17 protein-coding genes are annotated in these 16,022 nt (G+C 59.3%); 6 read left to right on the top strand and 11 right to left on the bottom strand.

The window, feature by feature from the left end; all coding sequences use genetic code 11:
* Positions 1-99 precede the first annotated feature (99 nt).
* Positions 100-999 (top strand): lipid A hydroxylase LpxO, encoded by a 900-nt coding sequence (gene lpxO / locus F8N85_RS09910; RefSeq protein WP_150803441.1) that lies wholly within the window; start codon positions 100-102, stop codon positions 997-999.
* A 358-nt stretch (positions 1,000-1,357) separates the two neighbouring features.
* Here lpxO and F8N85_RS09905 read toward each other — a convergent pair whose 3' ends face one another.
* A complete protein-coding gene (locus F8N85_RS09905) occupies positions 1,358-2,224 on the bottom strand; it encodes a Ku protein (RefSeq protein ID WP_150803440.1) in 867 nt (288 codons plus the stop codon).
* Between the two features lie 205 nt (positions 2,225-2,429).
* Between F8N85_RS09905 and F8N85_RS09900 the strand changes: the two genes are divergently transcribed.
* Together F8N85_RS09900 and F8N85_RS09895 are read left to right on the top strand one after the other, a co-directional pair.
* Positions 2,430-2,807 carry a hypothetical protein gene (locus F8N85_RS09900; protein ID WP_150803439.1) on the top strand — a complete coding sequence of 126 codons (378 nt, stop codon included), beginning with the start codon at positions 2,430-2,432 and terminating at the stop codon, positions 2,805-2,807.
* A gap of 52 nt (positions 2,808-2,859) precedes the next feature.
* Positions 2,860-4,008 carry a PQQ-dependent sugar dehydrogenase gene (locus F8N85_RS09895; RefSeq protein ID WP_150803438.1) on the top strand — a complete coding sequence of 383 codons (1,149 nt, stop codon included), beginning with the start codon at positions 2,860-2,862 and terminating at the stop codon, positions 4,006-4,008.
* Positions 4,009-4,073: 65 nt separating this feature from the next.
* On the opposite strand, the gene F8N85_RS09890 is transcribed toward F8N85_RS09895, so the two are convergent.
* Together F8N85_RS09890 and eco are read right to left on the bottom strand one after the other, a co-directional pair.
* On the bottom strand, positions 4,074-4,397 hold the full coding sequence (locus tag F8N85_RS09890) for a DUF2834 domain-containing protein (protein ID WP_150803437.1): 324 nt from the start codon (positions 4,395-4,397) through the stop codon (positions 4,074-4,076).
* A 52-nt stretch (positions 4,398-4,449) separates the two neighbouring features.
* The gene (eco, locus tag F8N85_RS09885) at positions 4,450-4,929 is read right to left on the bottom strand and encodes a serine protease inhibitor ecotin (RefSeq protein WP_150803436.1); all 480 of its coding nucleotides are present in this window, start codon (positions 4,927-4,929) and stop codon (positions 4,450-4,452) included.
* Positions 4,930-5,252: 323 nt separating this feature from the next.
* On the opposite strand from eco, the gene F8N85_RS09880 reads away from it, so the two are divergent.
* The 3 genes from F8N85_RS09880 (at position 5,253) to F8N85_RS35430 (ending at position 6,256) form a co-directional block, all read left to right on the top strand.
* The gene (locus F8N85_RS09880; protein WP_150803542.1) at positions 5,253-5,729 is read left to right on the top strand and encodes a hemerythrin domain-containing protein; all 477 of its coding nucleotides are present in this window, start codon (positions 5,253-5,255) and stop codon (positions 5,727-5,729) included.
* 126 nt (positions 5,730-5,855) lie between these two features.
* Positions 5,856-6,125: a DUF1652 domain-containing protein gene (locus F8N85_RS09875; RefSeq protein ID WP_150803435.1), complete on the top strand. Its 270-nt coding sequence runs from the start codon at positions 5,856-5,858 to the stop codon at positions 6,123-6,125.
* Positions 6,126-6,133: 8 nt separating this feature from the next.
* Positions 6,134-6,256: a hypothetical protein gene (locus F8N85_RS35430; protein ID WP_263596373.1), complete on the top strand. Its 123-nt coding sequence runs from the start codon at positions 6,134-6,136 to the stop codon at positions 6,254-6,256.
* Between the two features lie 169 nt (positions 6,257-6,425).
* Here the strand turns inward: F8N85_RS35430 and F8N85_RS09870 are convergent, their stop codons facing one another.
* The 8 genes from F8N85_RS09870 to F8N85_RS09830 all read right to left on the bottom strand — a co-directional run bounded on the left by F8N85_RS09870 (position 6,426) and on the right by F8N85_RS09830 (position 15,723).
* Positions 6,426-6,689 (bottom strand): DUF2790 domain-containing protein, encoded by a 264-nt coding sequence (locus tag F8N85_RS09870; RefSeq protein WP_150803434.1) that lies wholly within the window; start codon positions 6,687-6,689, stop codon positions 6,426-6,428.
* A 372-nt stretch (positions 6,690-7,061) separates the two neighbouring features.
* Positions 7,062-8,000 carry a carbohydrate kinase family protein gene (locus F8N85_RS09860; protein WP_150803432.1) on the bottom strand — a complete coding sequence of 313 codons (939 nt, stop codon included), beginning with the start codon at positions 7,998-8,000 and terminating at the stop codon, positions 7,062-7,064.
* 13 nt (positions 8,001-8,013) lie between these two features.
* The gene (gene xylB / locus F8N85_RS09855; protein WP_150803431.1) at positions 8,014-9,510 is read right to left on the bottom strand and encodes a xylulokinase; all 1,497 of its coding nucleotides are present in this window, start codon (positions 9,508-9,510) and stop codon (positions 8,014-8,016) included.
* Positions 9,511-9,698: 188 nt separating this feature from the next.
* The gene (locus F8N85_RS09850; protein ID WP_150803430.1) at positions 9,699-11,177 is read right to left on the bottom strand and encodes a mannitol dehydrogenase family protein; all 1,479 of its coding nucleotides are present in this window, start codon (positions 11,175-11,177) and stop codon (positions 9,699-9,701) included.
* A gap of 16 nt (positions 11,178-11,193) precedes the next feature.
* Entirely contained in the window at positions 11,194-12,297 is a 1,104-nt protein-coding gene (locus tag F8N85_RS09845) for an ABC transporter ATP-binding protein (protein WP_150803429.1), read from the bottom strand.
* Positions 12,298-12,487: 190 nt separating this feature from the next.
* On the bottom strand, positions 12,488-13,318 hold the full coding sequence (locus F8N85_RS09840; protein WP_150803428.1) for a carbohydrate ABC transporter permease: 831 nt from the start codon (positions 13,316-13,318) through the stop codon (positions 12,488-12,490).
* Positions 13,319-13,328: 10 nt separating this feature from the next.
* On the bottom strand, positions 13,329-14,255 hold the full coding sequence (locus F8N85_RS09835; RefSeq protein ID WP_150803427.1) for a carbohydrate ABC transporter permease: 927 nt from the start codon (positions 14,253-14,255) through the stop codon (positions 13,329-13,331).
* 157 nt (positions 14,256-14,412) lie between these two features.
* Complete coding sequence (locus F8N85_RS09830; RefSeq protein WP_150803426.1) at positions 14,413-15,723, bottom strand: ABC transporter substrate-binding protein; 1,311 nt, start codon at positions 15,721-15,723, stop codon at positions 14,413-14,415.
* Positions 15,724-16,022 lie beyond the last annotated feature (299 nt).

The following is a 16,022-nucleotide window of genomic DNA, read 5'->3' as shown; positions in this document are numbered from 1 at the left end:
TTCCGATATTCAGCTTGCAGACGCTGCAAATTTCATTGGGGGCCATTCGCATGCCCTTTGAAGGCGCAGCATGTTCTCTTCTGACCTGTGACGATTGCCGTGAAGCTCATCATTGCTGTTCTCTACATTTTATCCATCTCGTACGTGCACCTGCGTGGCCGGGTCCGGCATAAAATCGGCCGCCAGTTGAGCGACCATTCGAGCTTCCTGGCGCCAGTGAACTGTTTTCTTTACGTGTTCTCCAGGCAACCCAATCGTCCTTACCTCGATCCCGCCGACTTTCCTGACCTGAGTCCGTTGCAGACTCACTGGGAGGACATCCGCCGCGAAGGCCAGGACCTGCTCAGGGCAGGGGAGATCAAGCGTTCGAATGAGTACAACGATGTGGGATTCAACTCGTTCTTCAAAACCGGCTGGAAGCGCTTCTACCTGAAGTGGTATGGCGACAGCCATCCGTCGGCGATGAAACTGTGCCCGCGCACCACCGAACTGCTGCAAGGCATCGGTTCGATCAAGGCCGCGATGTTTGCCGAGTTGCCGCCGGGCTCGAAACTGGTGCGTCACCGCGATCCATACGCCGGTTCCTATCGCTATCACCTGGGCCTGGACACGCCGAACGATCCTGGCTGCTACATCGAGGTAGACGGTGAGCGCTATCACTGGCGCAACGGTGAGGCGGTGATGTTCGACGAGACCTTCATTCACTACGCCGAGAACACCACCCAGCAGAACCGCATTATTTTGTTCTGTGATGTGGAACGTCCGATGAAGTACCGCTGGGCGGCCGCCTGCAACCGTTGGTTCAGTCGCAACGTCATGGCCGCCGCCGGTTCGCCGAACGATGCCGGCGATAAAACCGGAGGCCTGAACCGGGCGTTTGCCAAACTGTACAAAATCCGTCTGCGCGGCAAACGGTTGAAAAAAAGCAACCGTAAACGTTACTACCTCGAGAAATGGGCGGTGTTTGCCGGGTTGTTGGCGATTTTTGTGTTGGTCTGACAGATTTTCGAAATGCCGATTACGCCATCGCGAGCAAGCTCGCTCCCACAGGGGTTTTATGGACGATCACACAACTGTGGCCTGACACATAATCTGTGGGAGCGAGCCTGCTCGCGATGAAGACCGAACATTCAACAAAAAATCCCCATCCAGCCACTGTCCTCAAGGCTTGCGCGAGCAAGCTCCCACAGGGGTTTATGGCGATCACAAAACTGTGGCCTGACACATAACCTGTGGAAGCGAGCTTGCTCGCGATGAGGCCGGAACATTCAGCCAAAAGCCCTGATCCAGACACTGGCCTCAGGGTTTCCTGGCGCCCATCCGATCCCCATCTGAATGGCAGCGGCCCGCCTGGCGTTCAGCCGCGGGAGGTTTTCGTGGTTTTTTTCGCCGGGCTGGTTTTGCCGGTGGTTTTGGTAGCGGATTTACCTGGGGTTTTACCCGCCAGGCTGCGTTTGAGCAGTTCGGTCAGGTCGATAACATCGGCGGTTTTACGCTGCTCTTCAGCGGTGCCGGTTTCGACGTCCTCGATCTTGCCTTCATGGGCCTTCTTATCGACCAGTTGCATGATCTTGTCCTCGAAACTGTCACGGTATTGCTCCGGTTGCCAGTCGGCGCTCATGTCCTCCACCAGGCGCCTGGCCATGTCCAGCTCGCCCTTGGCCAGGTCGGGTTTGGTCACTTCGCTGCCCAGGGCCAGTTCGTCGAGGCTGCGCACTTCGGCCGGCCAGCGCAGCATCACCAGCACCAGGGCTGATTCGAGCGGCATCAACGCGGCCAAATGCTGGCGGGTGTGCAGCACCACTTGGGCCAGCGCGACTTTGTCGGTTTTACTCAGGGTTTCGCGCAGCAGGGCATACACCTTGCCGCCGCGTTTGTCGGGCGCCAGGTAATACGGGGTGTCGATGTTCTGCAGGGGGATCTGCTCGCTGTCGACGAAGGCAAAGATGTCGATGGTCTGGGTCGACACGGGATGCGCCGAGCGGATTTCCTCTTCGCTGAGCAGCACATAACGACCTTTTTCGTACTGGACGCCTTTGACGATGTGTTCCTTGGTCACTTCCTTGCCGGTGACCTTGTTGACCCGTTTGTAGCCCACCGGGTCCATGCTGCGTGAATCGAGCCAATCAAAATCGACCCCGTGCGAGGAGGTCGCCGAGACCAGCGCCACCGGGATATGCACCAGCCCGAAACTGATTGCGCCTTTCCAGATTGCCCGTGCCATAGCGATGTCCCCTGAAGTGACTGGTGTTCAGGTGACCTGCGGCGCGCGGCAAAAGTTTCCGCTGGTTGCAGTCCTGGGTTTTCCGATGGATCAGCGGTCCGGAGAACTCGTGTTACATGTTCCGCGGGACTATTTAGTTAACAAATCCGAACCCGGCGCGTAGCGTGTTATCGAAGGTGATGTCGGTGAAAAGAGAGAGGTTCCCATGAACAGGTTTGCGCTTGGCTTCACAGCGCTGGCATTGAGTGGCCTGCTGAGCAACCTGACTCAGGCCCGGCCTGAAGCAGTCGCGCCACAACATGCCGAATCCCGGCCTATGTTACTGGCCCAGAACCTCCCGGGTAGTAGCAACAATCCTTACAACAGTCCGATCCGCCGGGCCAATCCCAACAGCATGCAGGGCACACAACCCAGCGTCCCGGTGCCTCGCTCACCGAACACGGTGCCGGTGCCGCGTCCACCGACCCTGGATAATGGTGGCATTCGCAACGGCTATCCACGCAGCGTTCCTGTGCCGGGTTCGGACAGGCCGACCCTGGAACCCGCCAGGCCTGCCAGAGATTCGGACAACAGCAATCGTTGAAGGCTGATGGCGCTGGCCATCGGCGGAATTTTCACGACAGAAGGAATCGTGCATGTTGCGTAAAACTCTCCTGGCAACACTCTGCGCCAGTGCTCTGGTGTTGGTTGCAATACCGGTCTTTGCGGCGCAGAGCCAACAGTTCCAGAGCGAGCAGGGCACCCTCAGTGTCACCCGGATTGCCGAGGGGCTCGAACATCCCTGGGCGCTGGCATTCCTGCCGGATAAACAAGGCATGTTGGTGACCGAGCGCCCCGGCAACCTGCGCATTGTGCGCCAGGGCAAACTCTCGGCGCCGTTGAGCGGGGTACCGAAGGTCTGGGCCAAGGGCCAGGGTGGCTTGCTGGATGTGGCACTGTCGCCGGCCTTCAACGAGGACCGCATGGTCTATCTCTCCTATGCCGAAGGCGGCGGTGAGGGCGGTACCGCGGGAACAGCGGTGGGGCGTGGGCGATTGTCCGAAGACTTGAGCCGCCTGCTGGATTTCAGGGTGATCTTCCGTCAGGAGCCAAAACTCTCCACCGGCCAGCACTTTGGATCGAGGCTGGTGTTCGACCGCGACGGTTACCTGTTCATTACCCTGGGCGAGAATAACGATCGGCCGACCGCCCAGGACCTCGACAAACTGCAAGGCAAGATCGTGCGGATCTACCCGGACGGCAAGGTGCCGGACGACAACCCCTTTGTCGGCCGGCAAGGCGTGCGCCCGGAGATCTGGTCCTATGGCCATCGCAATCCTCAGGGGGCGGCGCTGAACCCCTGGACCGGCACGCTCTGGGACAACGAGCACGGCCCCAGGGGCGGTGACGAAGTCAACATCATTGAGCGCGGCAAGAACTATGGCTGGCCATTAGCGACACACGGCATCAATTACTCGGGCGCGCCGATACCGGAAGCCAGGGGTAAAACCGTCGAAGGCAGCGTGGCGCCCCATCATGTCTGGGAAAAATCCCCGGCCATCAGTGGCATGGCGTTCTACGACGGCGACCGCTTCAAGGCCTGGCAGCACAATCTGTTTATCGGCGCATTGGTATCCCAGGAACTGATCCGCCTGCAGTTCGACGGCGATAAGGTTATCCACGAGGAACGCTTACTGGGAGAGCTGAACGCGCGAATCCGCGATGTGCGGCAAGGCCCCGATGGTTATCTGTATGTGCTGACCGATGAGGAGGATGGTGCCTTATATAAAGTGGGACTCGAGTAAACGCAGAACCCCATTGTGGCGAGGGAGGCCTCGCCACAAAATGATTGCCAAGCCATGGATTTGAGTTAACTGGCGGCAATTGCCGCGCGCCCCCGAAGCCCCCGCACCACCAGGTACAACAACGGTCCTACAGAGACAAAAACTGCGGTAATCAACAAATAAGGCAGCACCGAAAGCGCCGTCTGACCGCGACTGCGGGCATCCTTGTACATCCAGACCCCCGCCAGCGTGGCCAGCAGATAAAGGTCGATCACCACCTGTGCGGTATCCGGGCGGGACATCAGGCTGATGCCGAAATCAATCAGCGACTGCTCGGCCTGCAACATCACCACCAGGGTGTAGCCGGCGAAGGCAATGAGGGCGATTAACGGGAGTGCGACAGACTTCATGTTTTCCTTCCTTGGGGAGATGAACTGTATGCGAAGCGGTTTTTTGGGGGCTTTATTCCTGGCGGGCTTTCTCGACGGTATTGGAGGCCGACCAGATTCGGTAGCGGACTTCAACCCCCTGAGGCACATACACCACGATCGGCAGTTTGCTGTTGTAACGCAGCATAAAGCCATCACCGATCACCGGAACAAAGTCTTGCCTGCTCTTGCCGTCCGGGCAAGCCATCAACGTGCTCATCGGGCCGCTGACTTTTTCCAGTCGGTAAAACGGATAACCCCAGCCTTCGAGGTTTTTTTCTTCCAGGCTCCCGCCCAGGCGCTGGCGGTTGCAGTCAACGTTCAGGGTTTTGCCGGCTAGAACCTCAACCCTGTAATTGTCTTCCTGTGGTTGCTGTGCAAGGTGGATGACCTGGCGGGTAAAACCGGTTTCGGCTTTTGGGTAGGGCGCGACGTCTTCAAGACTGGCCGCAGTGGCCAACGTGGACACACCGGACAGCAGCACGGTGGCTGCGGTGGTTATGGATGAGCGCATGGCGCGTCCTTGCTCGTTTGAGGAATGAATACCCGCAACCGAGTGCCTCCAGGCACCTACGCAGGTCGGGCATTCTTACTGTGTCATAGCGCGCAAAGCAAACCAGGATGCCGCGGCCTCGGCAAATTGCAGGGCCTGCGGCTGGGGTCCTTGCATTTTGCAAGAGCCCGATTGCCCGCATGCGAGCCAAGTAGTTGATTTTTTTTAAAGATGCGCCGGAGCTATTTTTGGGCATGGTTAATGCATTTTGGGTACTCAGGGTAAATCCCCTAAGTGCACTTATCGATAAAACCAGATTGCTAACCCTTGATGAGGATATCCAAATGAATGCAATCCGCCTGCTGGAACAGGACCATGTGCGCGTCAAGGACATTCTCGGCCAGCTCAGCGAAAGCACTGAGCGGGCTGTGAAGAAGCGCGGCGAGTTGATCGCCAAACTGGAAATGGAGATCACCATTCATACCCGACTTGAAGAGGAAATCCTCTACCCGGCTTTCAAGAAGGCCGGCGGCAAGGAGCAAGTGGTGATGTATCACGAAGCCAAGGAAGAACACCGCACCGTCGACTCTTTGGTGCTACCTGACCTCAAAGCCACGGAACCCGGCACGCCAGAGTTTTCCGGGCGAGTGAAAGTGGTCAAGGAATTGCTGGAGCATCACATCGAGGAGGAGGAAACCGACATGTTTCCTCAGGCTGAAAAACTCCTCGGCAAAACGACGCTGGAAGAGCTTGGCGTGCAAATGGAGGCCTTGAAAACACAGATGAAAAAAGAACTTACCGAGATCGGAAAAGCGGCCTAATCTAGGGAGTGGCATTGCTCTCCAGGGTCGGTTGGGCAATACAGGAGGTTTCTCTGCCCAAGGGACTTTCAAATACACAGGGTACTGATAACAACTGATTGGCAGTCGCACATAAAGGAGGGTCACATGTTTCTATCTGCCTTGGAACTGCGCAGCATCATTGAAAACAGTTTTTTGCCCAAGCGTTGCCAATGCACCTTGTCTCCGGATCTATCAATGACGGTAAAGATCTTTGGCGACCACGAAACCGACCGTGTCGAAATGGTAGTCACAGGCATAAAGGCTGAGGGCCTCAATGGATGTCGGGAAATCAACGATCTGATCACCGAGTTGCGCTACGACCTTGAGCACAAGCCGGGTTGCCAGCATCTCGAGCCCAGAGTTAAAACTCATTAAACGGTTGTTTGCGTACCTTCGATAGCCACGCGCCTGGTCTGGGTGAAACCCGGGCCAAGCGCGACTTCGACTTTTACCGCCAGCAAGATCCCGGGCCCGGCATGACCATTGAGCCATTCGCCGAGGCCTGACGCCGCGAGCATCCGAAGGGAAACTGCAGGGCGAATCCTTGCGGCAGTGAAGAATAGAGCAAAAGCATACCGCCCGACTGCTGTCAGGAATATCGCTGAAGGCTTACATTACCCTCAGTGATAACCACGAACTGTTCAGCGCAGGACAAGCCTGCGCTGCAATGGGCACTCAGCTCTGATAACTGCAGGCATCCGACAGCTTGCTGTAACTGATTGCCTGGAGTTTGCCCGCTGGATCGATGAACTCCATCTGCGCGGTGATGACTTTGCACTCCATCGTTTGCGGTTCAGTCAGGGAAACAACCTTGGCAACGTGCAACGGCATTCCGTAGTGATAAGGCACTGCCTGGACGGTGGTGTCTTGCGCCTGAACTGCACCGGTAAACCCGGAAAGGGCGAGGACTCCTGCAGCCAGCAACATACGACTGTTCATAAGAAATCTCCGATCTGCTCTGAAACGTCAACCCGGCGCTGGTAATGGCGTCGGACCTTCCGCGCAGAGCGTCAGAAAATTCCTGCGCCGACGCGGTCCTGTCCATTTTTGGACAGCGGAATTAACCGATGATTAAGCACAAACAGAACTTTTTTGGGCAGGTTTTGACAGGCGGCAACAGGTTTCCTGCAGGAGAAGCCGGGCGGCGTTCCGTTTGCTCGATGGACGTTAACGATAACGTGTATTTTCTGCATGAACGCGCCGCCCTTGAGTCCATCGCGAGCAGGCTCGCACAGGAGATAGGCGTACCCCCTGTAGGAGCGAGCTTGCTCGCGATGGAGGCAGTGCAGGCGTCACAGACCCTGGCCAGCCTCAATCCAGCTGATGCCGATAAGGCAAGTCCGGCCCGGTCTTGCCGCAGGTCAGGGCGGCGGCCCTGACGGCGAAGCTGAGCATGGCATCTATCTGTTCTCGGTTCAGGCGCTGCAAGCCCTCCACCGAATCAAGCTGTTGTTCGGTCAGCCAGGCGATCAACGCGGCCTGGAAGGTGTCGCCGGCACCTACGGTATCGGCCATCACCACGGGACAGGCCGGCACCGACCAACTGCCATGGCGGCGGCTGAACACGGTCGCGCCCTGGCCGCCACGGGTCAGGAATACCAGCTGGCAGCGCTGTTGCAGCCAGCCTTCGATCACATTCTGCGGATTGCACTGGGGGTAGAGCAGGTTCAGGTCTTCGTCGCTGACCTTGATCAAATCGGCATGCTCGACCAGCGCGCCGATGCGTTCGCGCCACAGTTCGATATTCGGTTGAGGGTTGAGTCGCACGTTCGGGTCGAGGCTGATCAAGCGTTTGCCGCTTTCCCGGCGGACCAGGGCGAGCAGGGTGTCGGCAATCGGCTGCACCACCAGCGAGAACGAGCCGATATGCAGCCCGCGCACGTCAGCGTCCAACTCAGGCAAATGCGCCGGCAGTAGCTGGCGATCGGCACAGCCTTCGCCACGGAAGCTGTACTGCGGCGAACCATCGGCCCCGACGGCGACCATTGCCAGGGTGGTCGGTGCATCGAAGTCCAGCAAGTAGTCCGGGCGCACCCCTTCCTCTTGCAGCACCTGCTGCAAACGCCGGCCCAGGTAGTCGTTGGATAACCCGGCGAACAACGCCACGTCGATGCCCAACCGTCGCAAGCCGACGGCAACATTGAACGGCGAACCGCCGGCAATCGCCTTGTAGTTCACTTTTGAAACCTGACCGCTGGCGTCGTTCTCACTGAAGAAATCGAACAGCGCTTCGCCACATACCAAATACATAATTGTTCGCTCTTTAAAGGGTCGCTACATGCTGTTGATAGCGTTCGTAGGCCTGTTGATAGGCCGCCACGCTGGCTGCGACGGGCACGGTTGCGCTGGCAGGATCGAGGCTGACGCAGCGTTCGCACAGTTGCGGCAGGGTGTGTTCTGTCCCGGTTACCGCGGATTGGCACCAGGCGGCCTGAATCGCCGCACCCAGGGCCGCGGCCTCGCTTTGTTCGGTACAGACCACCGGGGTGTTCATGATATCGGCGACCATCTGTCGCCACATCGGGCTTTTCGAGCCACCGCCAGTCAGCCGAATGCCGCGGCTCTGCAAGCCACTGTCGCGCAGTAGATCCAGACCATAACGCAAGCCGAAGGTGGTGCCTTCGACCACCGCGCGACAGAGATTGGCCTGGGTCAGGTTGCTCATGTTCAAACCCAGCAAGCTGCCGCTGGCATGGGGCAGGGCGGGGACTCGTTCGCCATTGAGGAACGGCAGCATGCACACCCCTTCGGCACCGATGGGTGCCTCCTCGACCAACTGGTTGAAGCGCTCGATGTCCAGCGCCAACAGCTCGCGAATCAGCCCCGTGGCGTTGGTCAGGTTCATGGTGCAGATCAGCGGCAGCCACCCGCCAGTGGATGAGCAGAAAGTGGCCACCGACGCGTTCGGGCTGAGCTGTGGCTGTTCGGCATAGGCATACACGGTGCCGGAGGAGCCGAGGCTCATGGTGATCGCGCCGGGCTGGATGTTGCCGGTGCCGATGGCGCCCAGCATGTTGTCGCCGCCGCCGCTGGAAACCAATGCCTGGGGGTTGAGACCCAATTGCCCGGCGATCTCTGGAAGTATCGTACCCACAGGCATATGGGATTCGATCAATTGCGGCAAGGCGGCCACCAGGCGACCGTCGGGGTCGATATGGTTGAGCAATGCCACATCCCATTCACGGCTGCGCACATTGAAATAGCCGGTGCCCGAGGCATCGCCGTATTCAGCGCAACGGCGGCCGGTCAGCCAGTAGTTAAGGTAGTCGTGGGGCAACAAGATGCTTGCGATCTGCGCAAAAACTTCAGGATGTTGCTCTTTGGTCCAGAGCAGTTTCGACACCGTGTAACCCGGCGCGATTACAATGCCGAGACGCTCCAGGGAGCCGCTTTCGCCGCCCAGGTGAGCCAGCAGCCGATCGTTTTGCGCAGTGGATTCGGTGTCGCACCAGAGCTTCGCCGGGCGCAGCACCTTGCCCTGGTGGTCCAGGAGGACCAGTCCATGTTGCTGGCCCGAGACGCCGATGCCGAGGATTTGCTGACCGCTGACTTGCGCCGCCAGCAGTGCCTGGCGAGTGGCCAGGATGAATGCTTCCAGCCACTGCACGGTGTCCTGCTCGCGACGGCCACTGGTGCCGCTGAGCAGGCTATGGGCGGCTGCGCCCTGGCCCAGGACCTTGCCGCTGACCGAGTCGAGGACAATGGCTTTGGTGCCCTGTGTGCCGCAGTCGATGCCGAGGAAAAGTGTTTGGTTTGCCATAGTCGAGCCTGTGTAATTCCCATGAACGCCAATCCTCCGCGTAGCAGCTGTCGAGCCTGCGAGGCTGCGTTCGGCTGCGCAGCAGTCGTAAAATCAGGCACCGCGGTATTCTAGACAAACCGTGGAAGCAGGTTTTACGACCGCTTCGTCCGGATGCGGCCCAGACCGAACGCGGGCTTCGCCAGCTGCTACGGATTAGCCAACAACCGTTCCAGCGTTTTCGTCACCCCAACTTCACGCAAGCTGTTGAAGCACCGCTCAAACGCCGCAACAAACGCCGCCGACTGAGGAATCGCCGTACCAAAAATCTCCTCGACCCCGAGCAACCGCTGAGTGATCAACCCATCATCCGCAACCAACGCCTGACAGAACCCGGCCCGCGGATCTGGAATGCTATAGCGATCGCCATTCTCATCGACCCCTTTCAGATACAACGCCCATGCGGCAACCACCAAGGCCGCACGCTCTGTTTCCTGACCATCGGTAATCAGCCTGGTGATGGTCGGCACGGTGAATTTGGGAAACTTGGACGATCCATCGGAGCAGACGCGTTCCAACTGATCGGCAATCGCCTGATTGGAAAAACGCTTTATCAGGGTGTCTTTGTACCGGGTCAGGTCGATCCCCGGCACCGGCGCCAGTTGCGGCGTGACATCGAGGTCCATATAGGCGCGGATGTAACGCACGAACAGCGGATCGTTCATCGTCTCGTGAACGAAGCGATAGCCCTTGAGAAACCCCAGGTAAGTCAGGGCCAGATGGCTGCCATTGAGCAGCTTGATCTTCATTTCTTCGTAAGGCGTGACGTCGTCGGTGAACTGCACGCCGACCTTCTCCCAGGCCGGACGACCGTTGACGAATTTGTCTTCCAGTACCCATTGCGCAAAGGGCTCGCAGACCACCGGCCAGGCATCGTCGATGCCGTGTTCATCGTACAGTTGCTGGAGATGGGCGGCGCTGGTCATCGGTGTGATGCGGTCAACCATGGCGTTGGGGAAGCTGACGTGGGCCCCGATCCAGTCGTGCAGGTCGGCATCGCGCAGGGCGGCAAAGGCCAGTAGCGCCTTGCGGGCCACCGCGCCGTTGTGCGGCAGGTTATCGCAGGACATCACGGTGAACGCCGGAATGCCGGCGGCACGGCGCTTCTCCAGGGCGGCGCAGAGGAAGCCGAACACGGTTTTTGGAGCGTGCGGATGAGCCAGGTCATGCTGGATCTGCGGCAGGTGCGCCATGAACTCGCCGCTGCTGTCGTCCATGCAATAGCCGCCTTCGGTGATGGTCAGCGAGACGATGCGAATCTCCGCGCTGGCCAGCTTGTCGATCAGCGCATCGGCACCGTCTTCGGCCAGCAGCATATCGTTGATGGCGCCGATCACCCGCACCTGGGCGGCGTCGCTGTCGCCCAACTCAAAGAGCGTGAACAGGTAATCCTGGCCGGCCAGGTCATCCCGTGCGCGGCGATCCTCGGGCCGCAGGCCGAAGCCGCAGATGCTCCAGTCCAGGCCAACGCCTGCATTCATCAAGGCGTCGGTGTAATACGCCTGATGGGCGCGGTGAAAACCGCCGACACCGATATGCACCATGCCTTGCCGGGTATCCGCGAGGGAGTAGGAAGGCACCGCCACTTCAGGCGGCAGACGGTTGAGGTTGTGTTTGTTCAGTTTCATCGTGAACTCTCGGAGATCAGGCGGCGGCGCGCAGTGGTCGGGTAACAGCCACACCGTCGGCATCGAATAAATGGCAGTGTTCGGCGTCCAGGTGCAGGCTCAGCTTCTCGCCGTAACGGCTGGCCAGGTCACCGCGGATGCGCATGGTCAGGGCTTCGCCGGAGGCGGTCAGGACGTGGCAGAAAGTGTCGCTGCCCAGGCGTTCGCTGACGTCCGCGGTGACCTGCAAGGTGCAGTCGCCGGCTTGCGCCAGGTTCAGGTGCTCCGGACGAATACCCAGGGTGACCGGGCTGCCGACGCTCAAGCTCGGGCCGCTGAGGGGCAGGCTGATGCGGGTGCCGGCGTCCAGTTCGACTTCACAGCCCTGTGCCTCGATGCGACTGACCTTGCCTTTGAGAAAGCCCATTTTCGGGGTGCCGAGGAAACCGGCGACAAACAGGTTGGCTGGCTGGTGGTAGAGCTCCAGCGGCGAGCCGACCTGTTCGACGCGTCCGGCATTGAGGACCACCACTTTGTCGGCCAGGGTCATGGCTTCGACCTGGTCGTGGGTCACGTAGATCATCGTCGCCTGCAGTTCCTTGTGCAGCCGCGACAGCTCCAGGCGCATCTGCACCCGCAGGGCGGCGTCGAGGTTGGACAGCGGTTCGTCGAACAGGAAGATTTTCGGGTTACGGACAATCGCCCGACCAATCGCCACGCGCTGCCGTTGGCCGCCGGACAGCTGTTTCGGTTTGCGCTCGAGCATCGGTTCCAGTTCGAGAATCCGCGCGGCGTCACCGACCTTTTTATCGACTTCGGCCTTGGCCACACCGGCGAGATCGAGAGCGAAGGACATGTTCTTGCGCACACTCATGTGTGGGTACAGGGCGTAGGTCTGGAACACCATCGCCAGGTCGCGCTTGGCCGGGCTGACTTCGGTGATGTCGCGGCCATCGAGTTCGATGGTCCCGCCACTGACTTCCTCGAGACCGGCGATCAGTCGCAGCAAGGTGGACTTGCCGCAACCGGACGGGCCGACGAAGACCACGAACTCACGGTCGTTCACTTCCAGGTCGATGCCTTTGATGATGGAAAGGCCTTCAAAACCTTTTTGCAGATTCTTGATTTTCAGGTTGGCCATGATGGGCCTCCGCTCTAAGTTGTTCAGGTTGGGTCTGGGCTGCCGCCGACGATCAAAAGATCGCAGGCTGCGCCAGCTCCTACATGGATCGTGTCCGCCGGTGTTGGGGGACACGATCATAAAAATGTGCAACCCCGCGCCCCGTAGGAGCTGCCGCAGGTTCGGGCTGCGTTCAGACGATCTTTTTGATCTATTTCACCGCCCCGAAAGACAAACCACGGACCAGCTGTTTCTGGCTGATCCAGCCGAAGATCAGGATCGGCGCGCAGGCCAGGGTGGAAACCGCCGAGAGCTTGGCCCAGAACAAACCTTCCGGACTCGAATAGGAGGCGATTAATGCGGTCAGCGGCGCGGCTTGAGAGGAGGTCAGGTTCAGTGACCAAAAGGCCTCGTTCCAGCACAGGATCAGCGACAGCAGCACGGTGGAGGCCAGACCGCCCTTGGCGATCGGCAGCAGCACCCGGATCATTTCCTGCCACAGTGTCGCGCCATCGAGGCGGGCGGCTTCGAGGATGTCCTTGGGAATGTCCTTGAAGTAGGTGTAAATCATCCAGACCACGATGGGCAGGTTGATCAGGGTGTAGATGACGATCAGCGCGATCCGCGTATCCAGCAGGCCGAAGCTCTTGGCCAGCAAGTAGATCGGCATCAGCACGCCCACCGGTGGCAGCATTTTTGTGGAGAGCATCCACAACAGAGTGCCTTTGGTGCGTTTGGTTTCATAAAAAGCCATGGAGTAGGCCGCCGGCACCGCAATCAGCAGGCACAAAGCGGTGGCGCTGAAGGAGATCAGCACCGAGTTCCAGGCGAAGCTGAAGTAACCGCTGCGGTCTTCGATGTGCAGGTAGTTTTCCAGCGTCGGCGTGAAGATGAACTGCGGCGGCGTGGCGAACGCGTCGATTTCGGTTTTGAAACTGGTCAGCACCATCCAGAAGATCGGGAAGAAAATCAGGATCGCGATGGCCCAGGCCAAAGTGCCGAGCAGCAGGCTTTGCAGGCGACGGGATTGTTGAAGGGTCATGGCGCAGGCCTCAGGGCTTGTCAGTCAGGTTTTTGCCGATCATCCGGATCAGGACAATCGCTGCGATATTGGCGATCACCACCGCAATCAAGCCGCCGGCCGATGCCATGCCGACATCGAACTGCACCAGCGCCTGGTTGTAGATCAGGTAGGCGAGGTTGGTCGAGGCGTAGCCGGGGCCGCCGTTGGTAGTGGTGAATATTTCGGCGAACACCGAGAGCAGGAAGATCGTCTCGATCATCACCACCACGGCTATCGGCCGGGCCAGATGGGGCAAGGTCAGGTGCCAGAAAATCGCAATGGGACCGGCACCGTCCAGGCGCGCGGCTTCTTTCTGTTCCTGGTCCAGGGACTGCATGGCGGTCATCAGGATCAGAATCGCGAAGGGCAGCCATTGCCAGGACACAATGATGATGATCGACAGCAGCGGGTAGTGGGCCAGCCAGTCCACCGGTTGGGCGCCGAACAGCTTCCACACCGCAGCGAGAATCCCCGAGACCGGGTGGAAGATCAGGTTCTTCCAGATCAGCGCGCCCACCGTGGGCATGATGAAAAACGGCGAGATCAGCATCACCCGGACGATACCGCGACCGAGGAATTCACTGGCCTCGAGCAGGGCGCTGATCAACACCCCAAGCACCACGCTGATCAGCAACACACTGCCCACCAGCACCAGGGTATTGGTGGCGCCGGGCAGGAAGCCCGAGTCGGTCAGGAAGTAGCTGAAGTTTTCCAGCCCGACGAACTGGTTTTCACCGGGGTAGAGCAGGTTGTAGCGGATCAGCGAGAAGTACAGGGTCATGCCCAGCGGCACGATCATCCACAGCAGCAACAGGGCCACCGAGGGGCTGACCAGAAACCAGCCGGGATTGGCCAGGCGGTTCTTGCGAACCGGCTGGGGGATATCCATATGAGCTTTGAGCGTTGAAGTATTCATGGCAATAGAACCGATTAAGAACAGACAAATGAAGATCAACGGTGGGAGCGACGGTGCGGCGATCCGACTTGCTCGCGATGACGGTCTCCCATTCAACATCGTGGGTGACTGATACACCGCTATCGCGAGCAAGCTCGCTCCCACAGGGGTTGCGGGGTTACTTGGGATAACCGGCGCGCTTCATCTCTCGTTCGGTGGTTTGCTGGGCCGCCGCCAAGGCCTGGTCGACGCTGGTCTGGCCGGTCAGTGCGGCGGAGAACAGCTTGCCGACCTGTGTCCCGATGGCCTGGAACTCGGGGATGGTCACCAACTGGATGCCGATATAAGGCACCGGCTTGAGGGTGGGTTTGGTTGGGTCAGCGACTTTCAGGGATTCCAGGGTCACCTTGGCGAACGGCGCGGCTTTCATGTAAGCCTCGCTGTAGGTCGAGGCGCGGGTGCCTGGCGGTACGTTGGCGATTCCGTCCTTCTCGGCCACCAGGGCGCCGTATTCCTTGGAAGTGGCCCAGGCGCTGAAGGTCTTGGCCGCGTCCTTGGCTTTGGAGCTGGCGGGGATCGCCAGTGACCAGGAGTACATCCAGGCGCTGCCTTTGTCGGTCACCTGATGGGGGGCGTAGGTAAAGCCGACATGCTCGCTGACCTTGCTCTGGGATTTGTCGGTGACAAAGGAGCCGGCCACGCTGGCGTCGACCCAGATCGCGCATTTGCCGCTATTGAACAGCGCCAGGTTTTCGTTGAAACCGTTGCTGGAAGCGCCGGGCGGGCCGGCTTTCTTCATGGTCTCGACGTAGAAGTTCAGCGCGTTCTTCCATTCCGGACCGGTGAACTCTGGCTGCCATTTCTCATCGAACCAGCGCGCGCCGAAACCGTTGGCCAGGGTGGTGATCACGGCCATGTTCTCGCCCCAGCCAGCCTTGCCGCGCAGGCAGATGCCGTACTGCTCCTGATCGGGCTTGGTCAGTTTGCTGGCGAACTCGCCGATCTGCTCCCAGGTCGGCCGCTCGGGCATCGTCAGCCCGGCGTCCTTGAACAGGTCGGTGCGGTAGTAAGTCATGGAGCTTTCGGCATAGAACGGCAGGGCGTAGAGACTGCCCTTGACCGACAGGCCTTCACGCACCGCAGGGAAGATATCCTCGAGGTCGTAGGCAGCGGGCAGATCCTTCATCGGCTCCAGCCAGCCCTTGGCGCCCCAGAGTGCGGCTTCGTACATGCCGATGGTCAGCACATCGAACTGGCCTCCCTGGGTGGCGATGTCGGTGGTCAGGCGCTGGCGCAGGACGTTTTCTTCCAGCACCACCCAATTGAGCTTGATTTCCGGGTGCTCGGCTTCGAAGGTCTTCGAGAGCTTTTGCATGCGGATCATGTCGCTGTTGTTGACCGTGGCAATGGTCAGGGTTTGTGCGCCAAGGCTGACGCCGCTGAGGGTCATGCAGGTGCAGGCAAGCAGAGCTTTTACCGAGGGTTTCATCGCGCACTCCTCTTCTACGCCCGGTGGGCAGCAGAAGGACAGTTATTGTTTTTATGTCTTCCGCAGACAGGGAAGAATGTGGGCTGATTACAGCCCTCAAACGACGCGATGACAAATCATCCATGACACTTGAATCGATACTTTTTTGCACTGGGGGAAAATGGCGGGGGAAAATCGGGATAAACGATTCAGCCAAACATCAAGATCAACAGATCGCAGCCTGCGGCAGCTCCTACGCCGACCTTGTCAGCACGTAGTCCCTGAATAAACGCCAATCCCCGTAGGAGCTGCCGCAGGCT

It is taken from the genome of Pseudomonas fluorescens (assembly GCF_902497875.1).
Classification (GTDB): Bacteria; Pseudomonadota; Gammaproteobacteria; order Pseudomonadales; family Pseudomonadaceae; genus Aquipseudomonas; species Aquipseudomonas fluorescens_BR.
The sequence above is the reverse complement of the archived record's forward strand: the minus strand, read 5'-3'. Positions and strand labels throughout refer to the sequence as shown.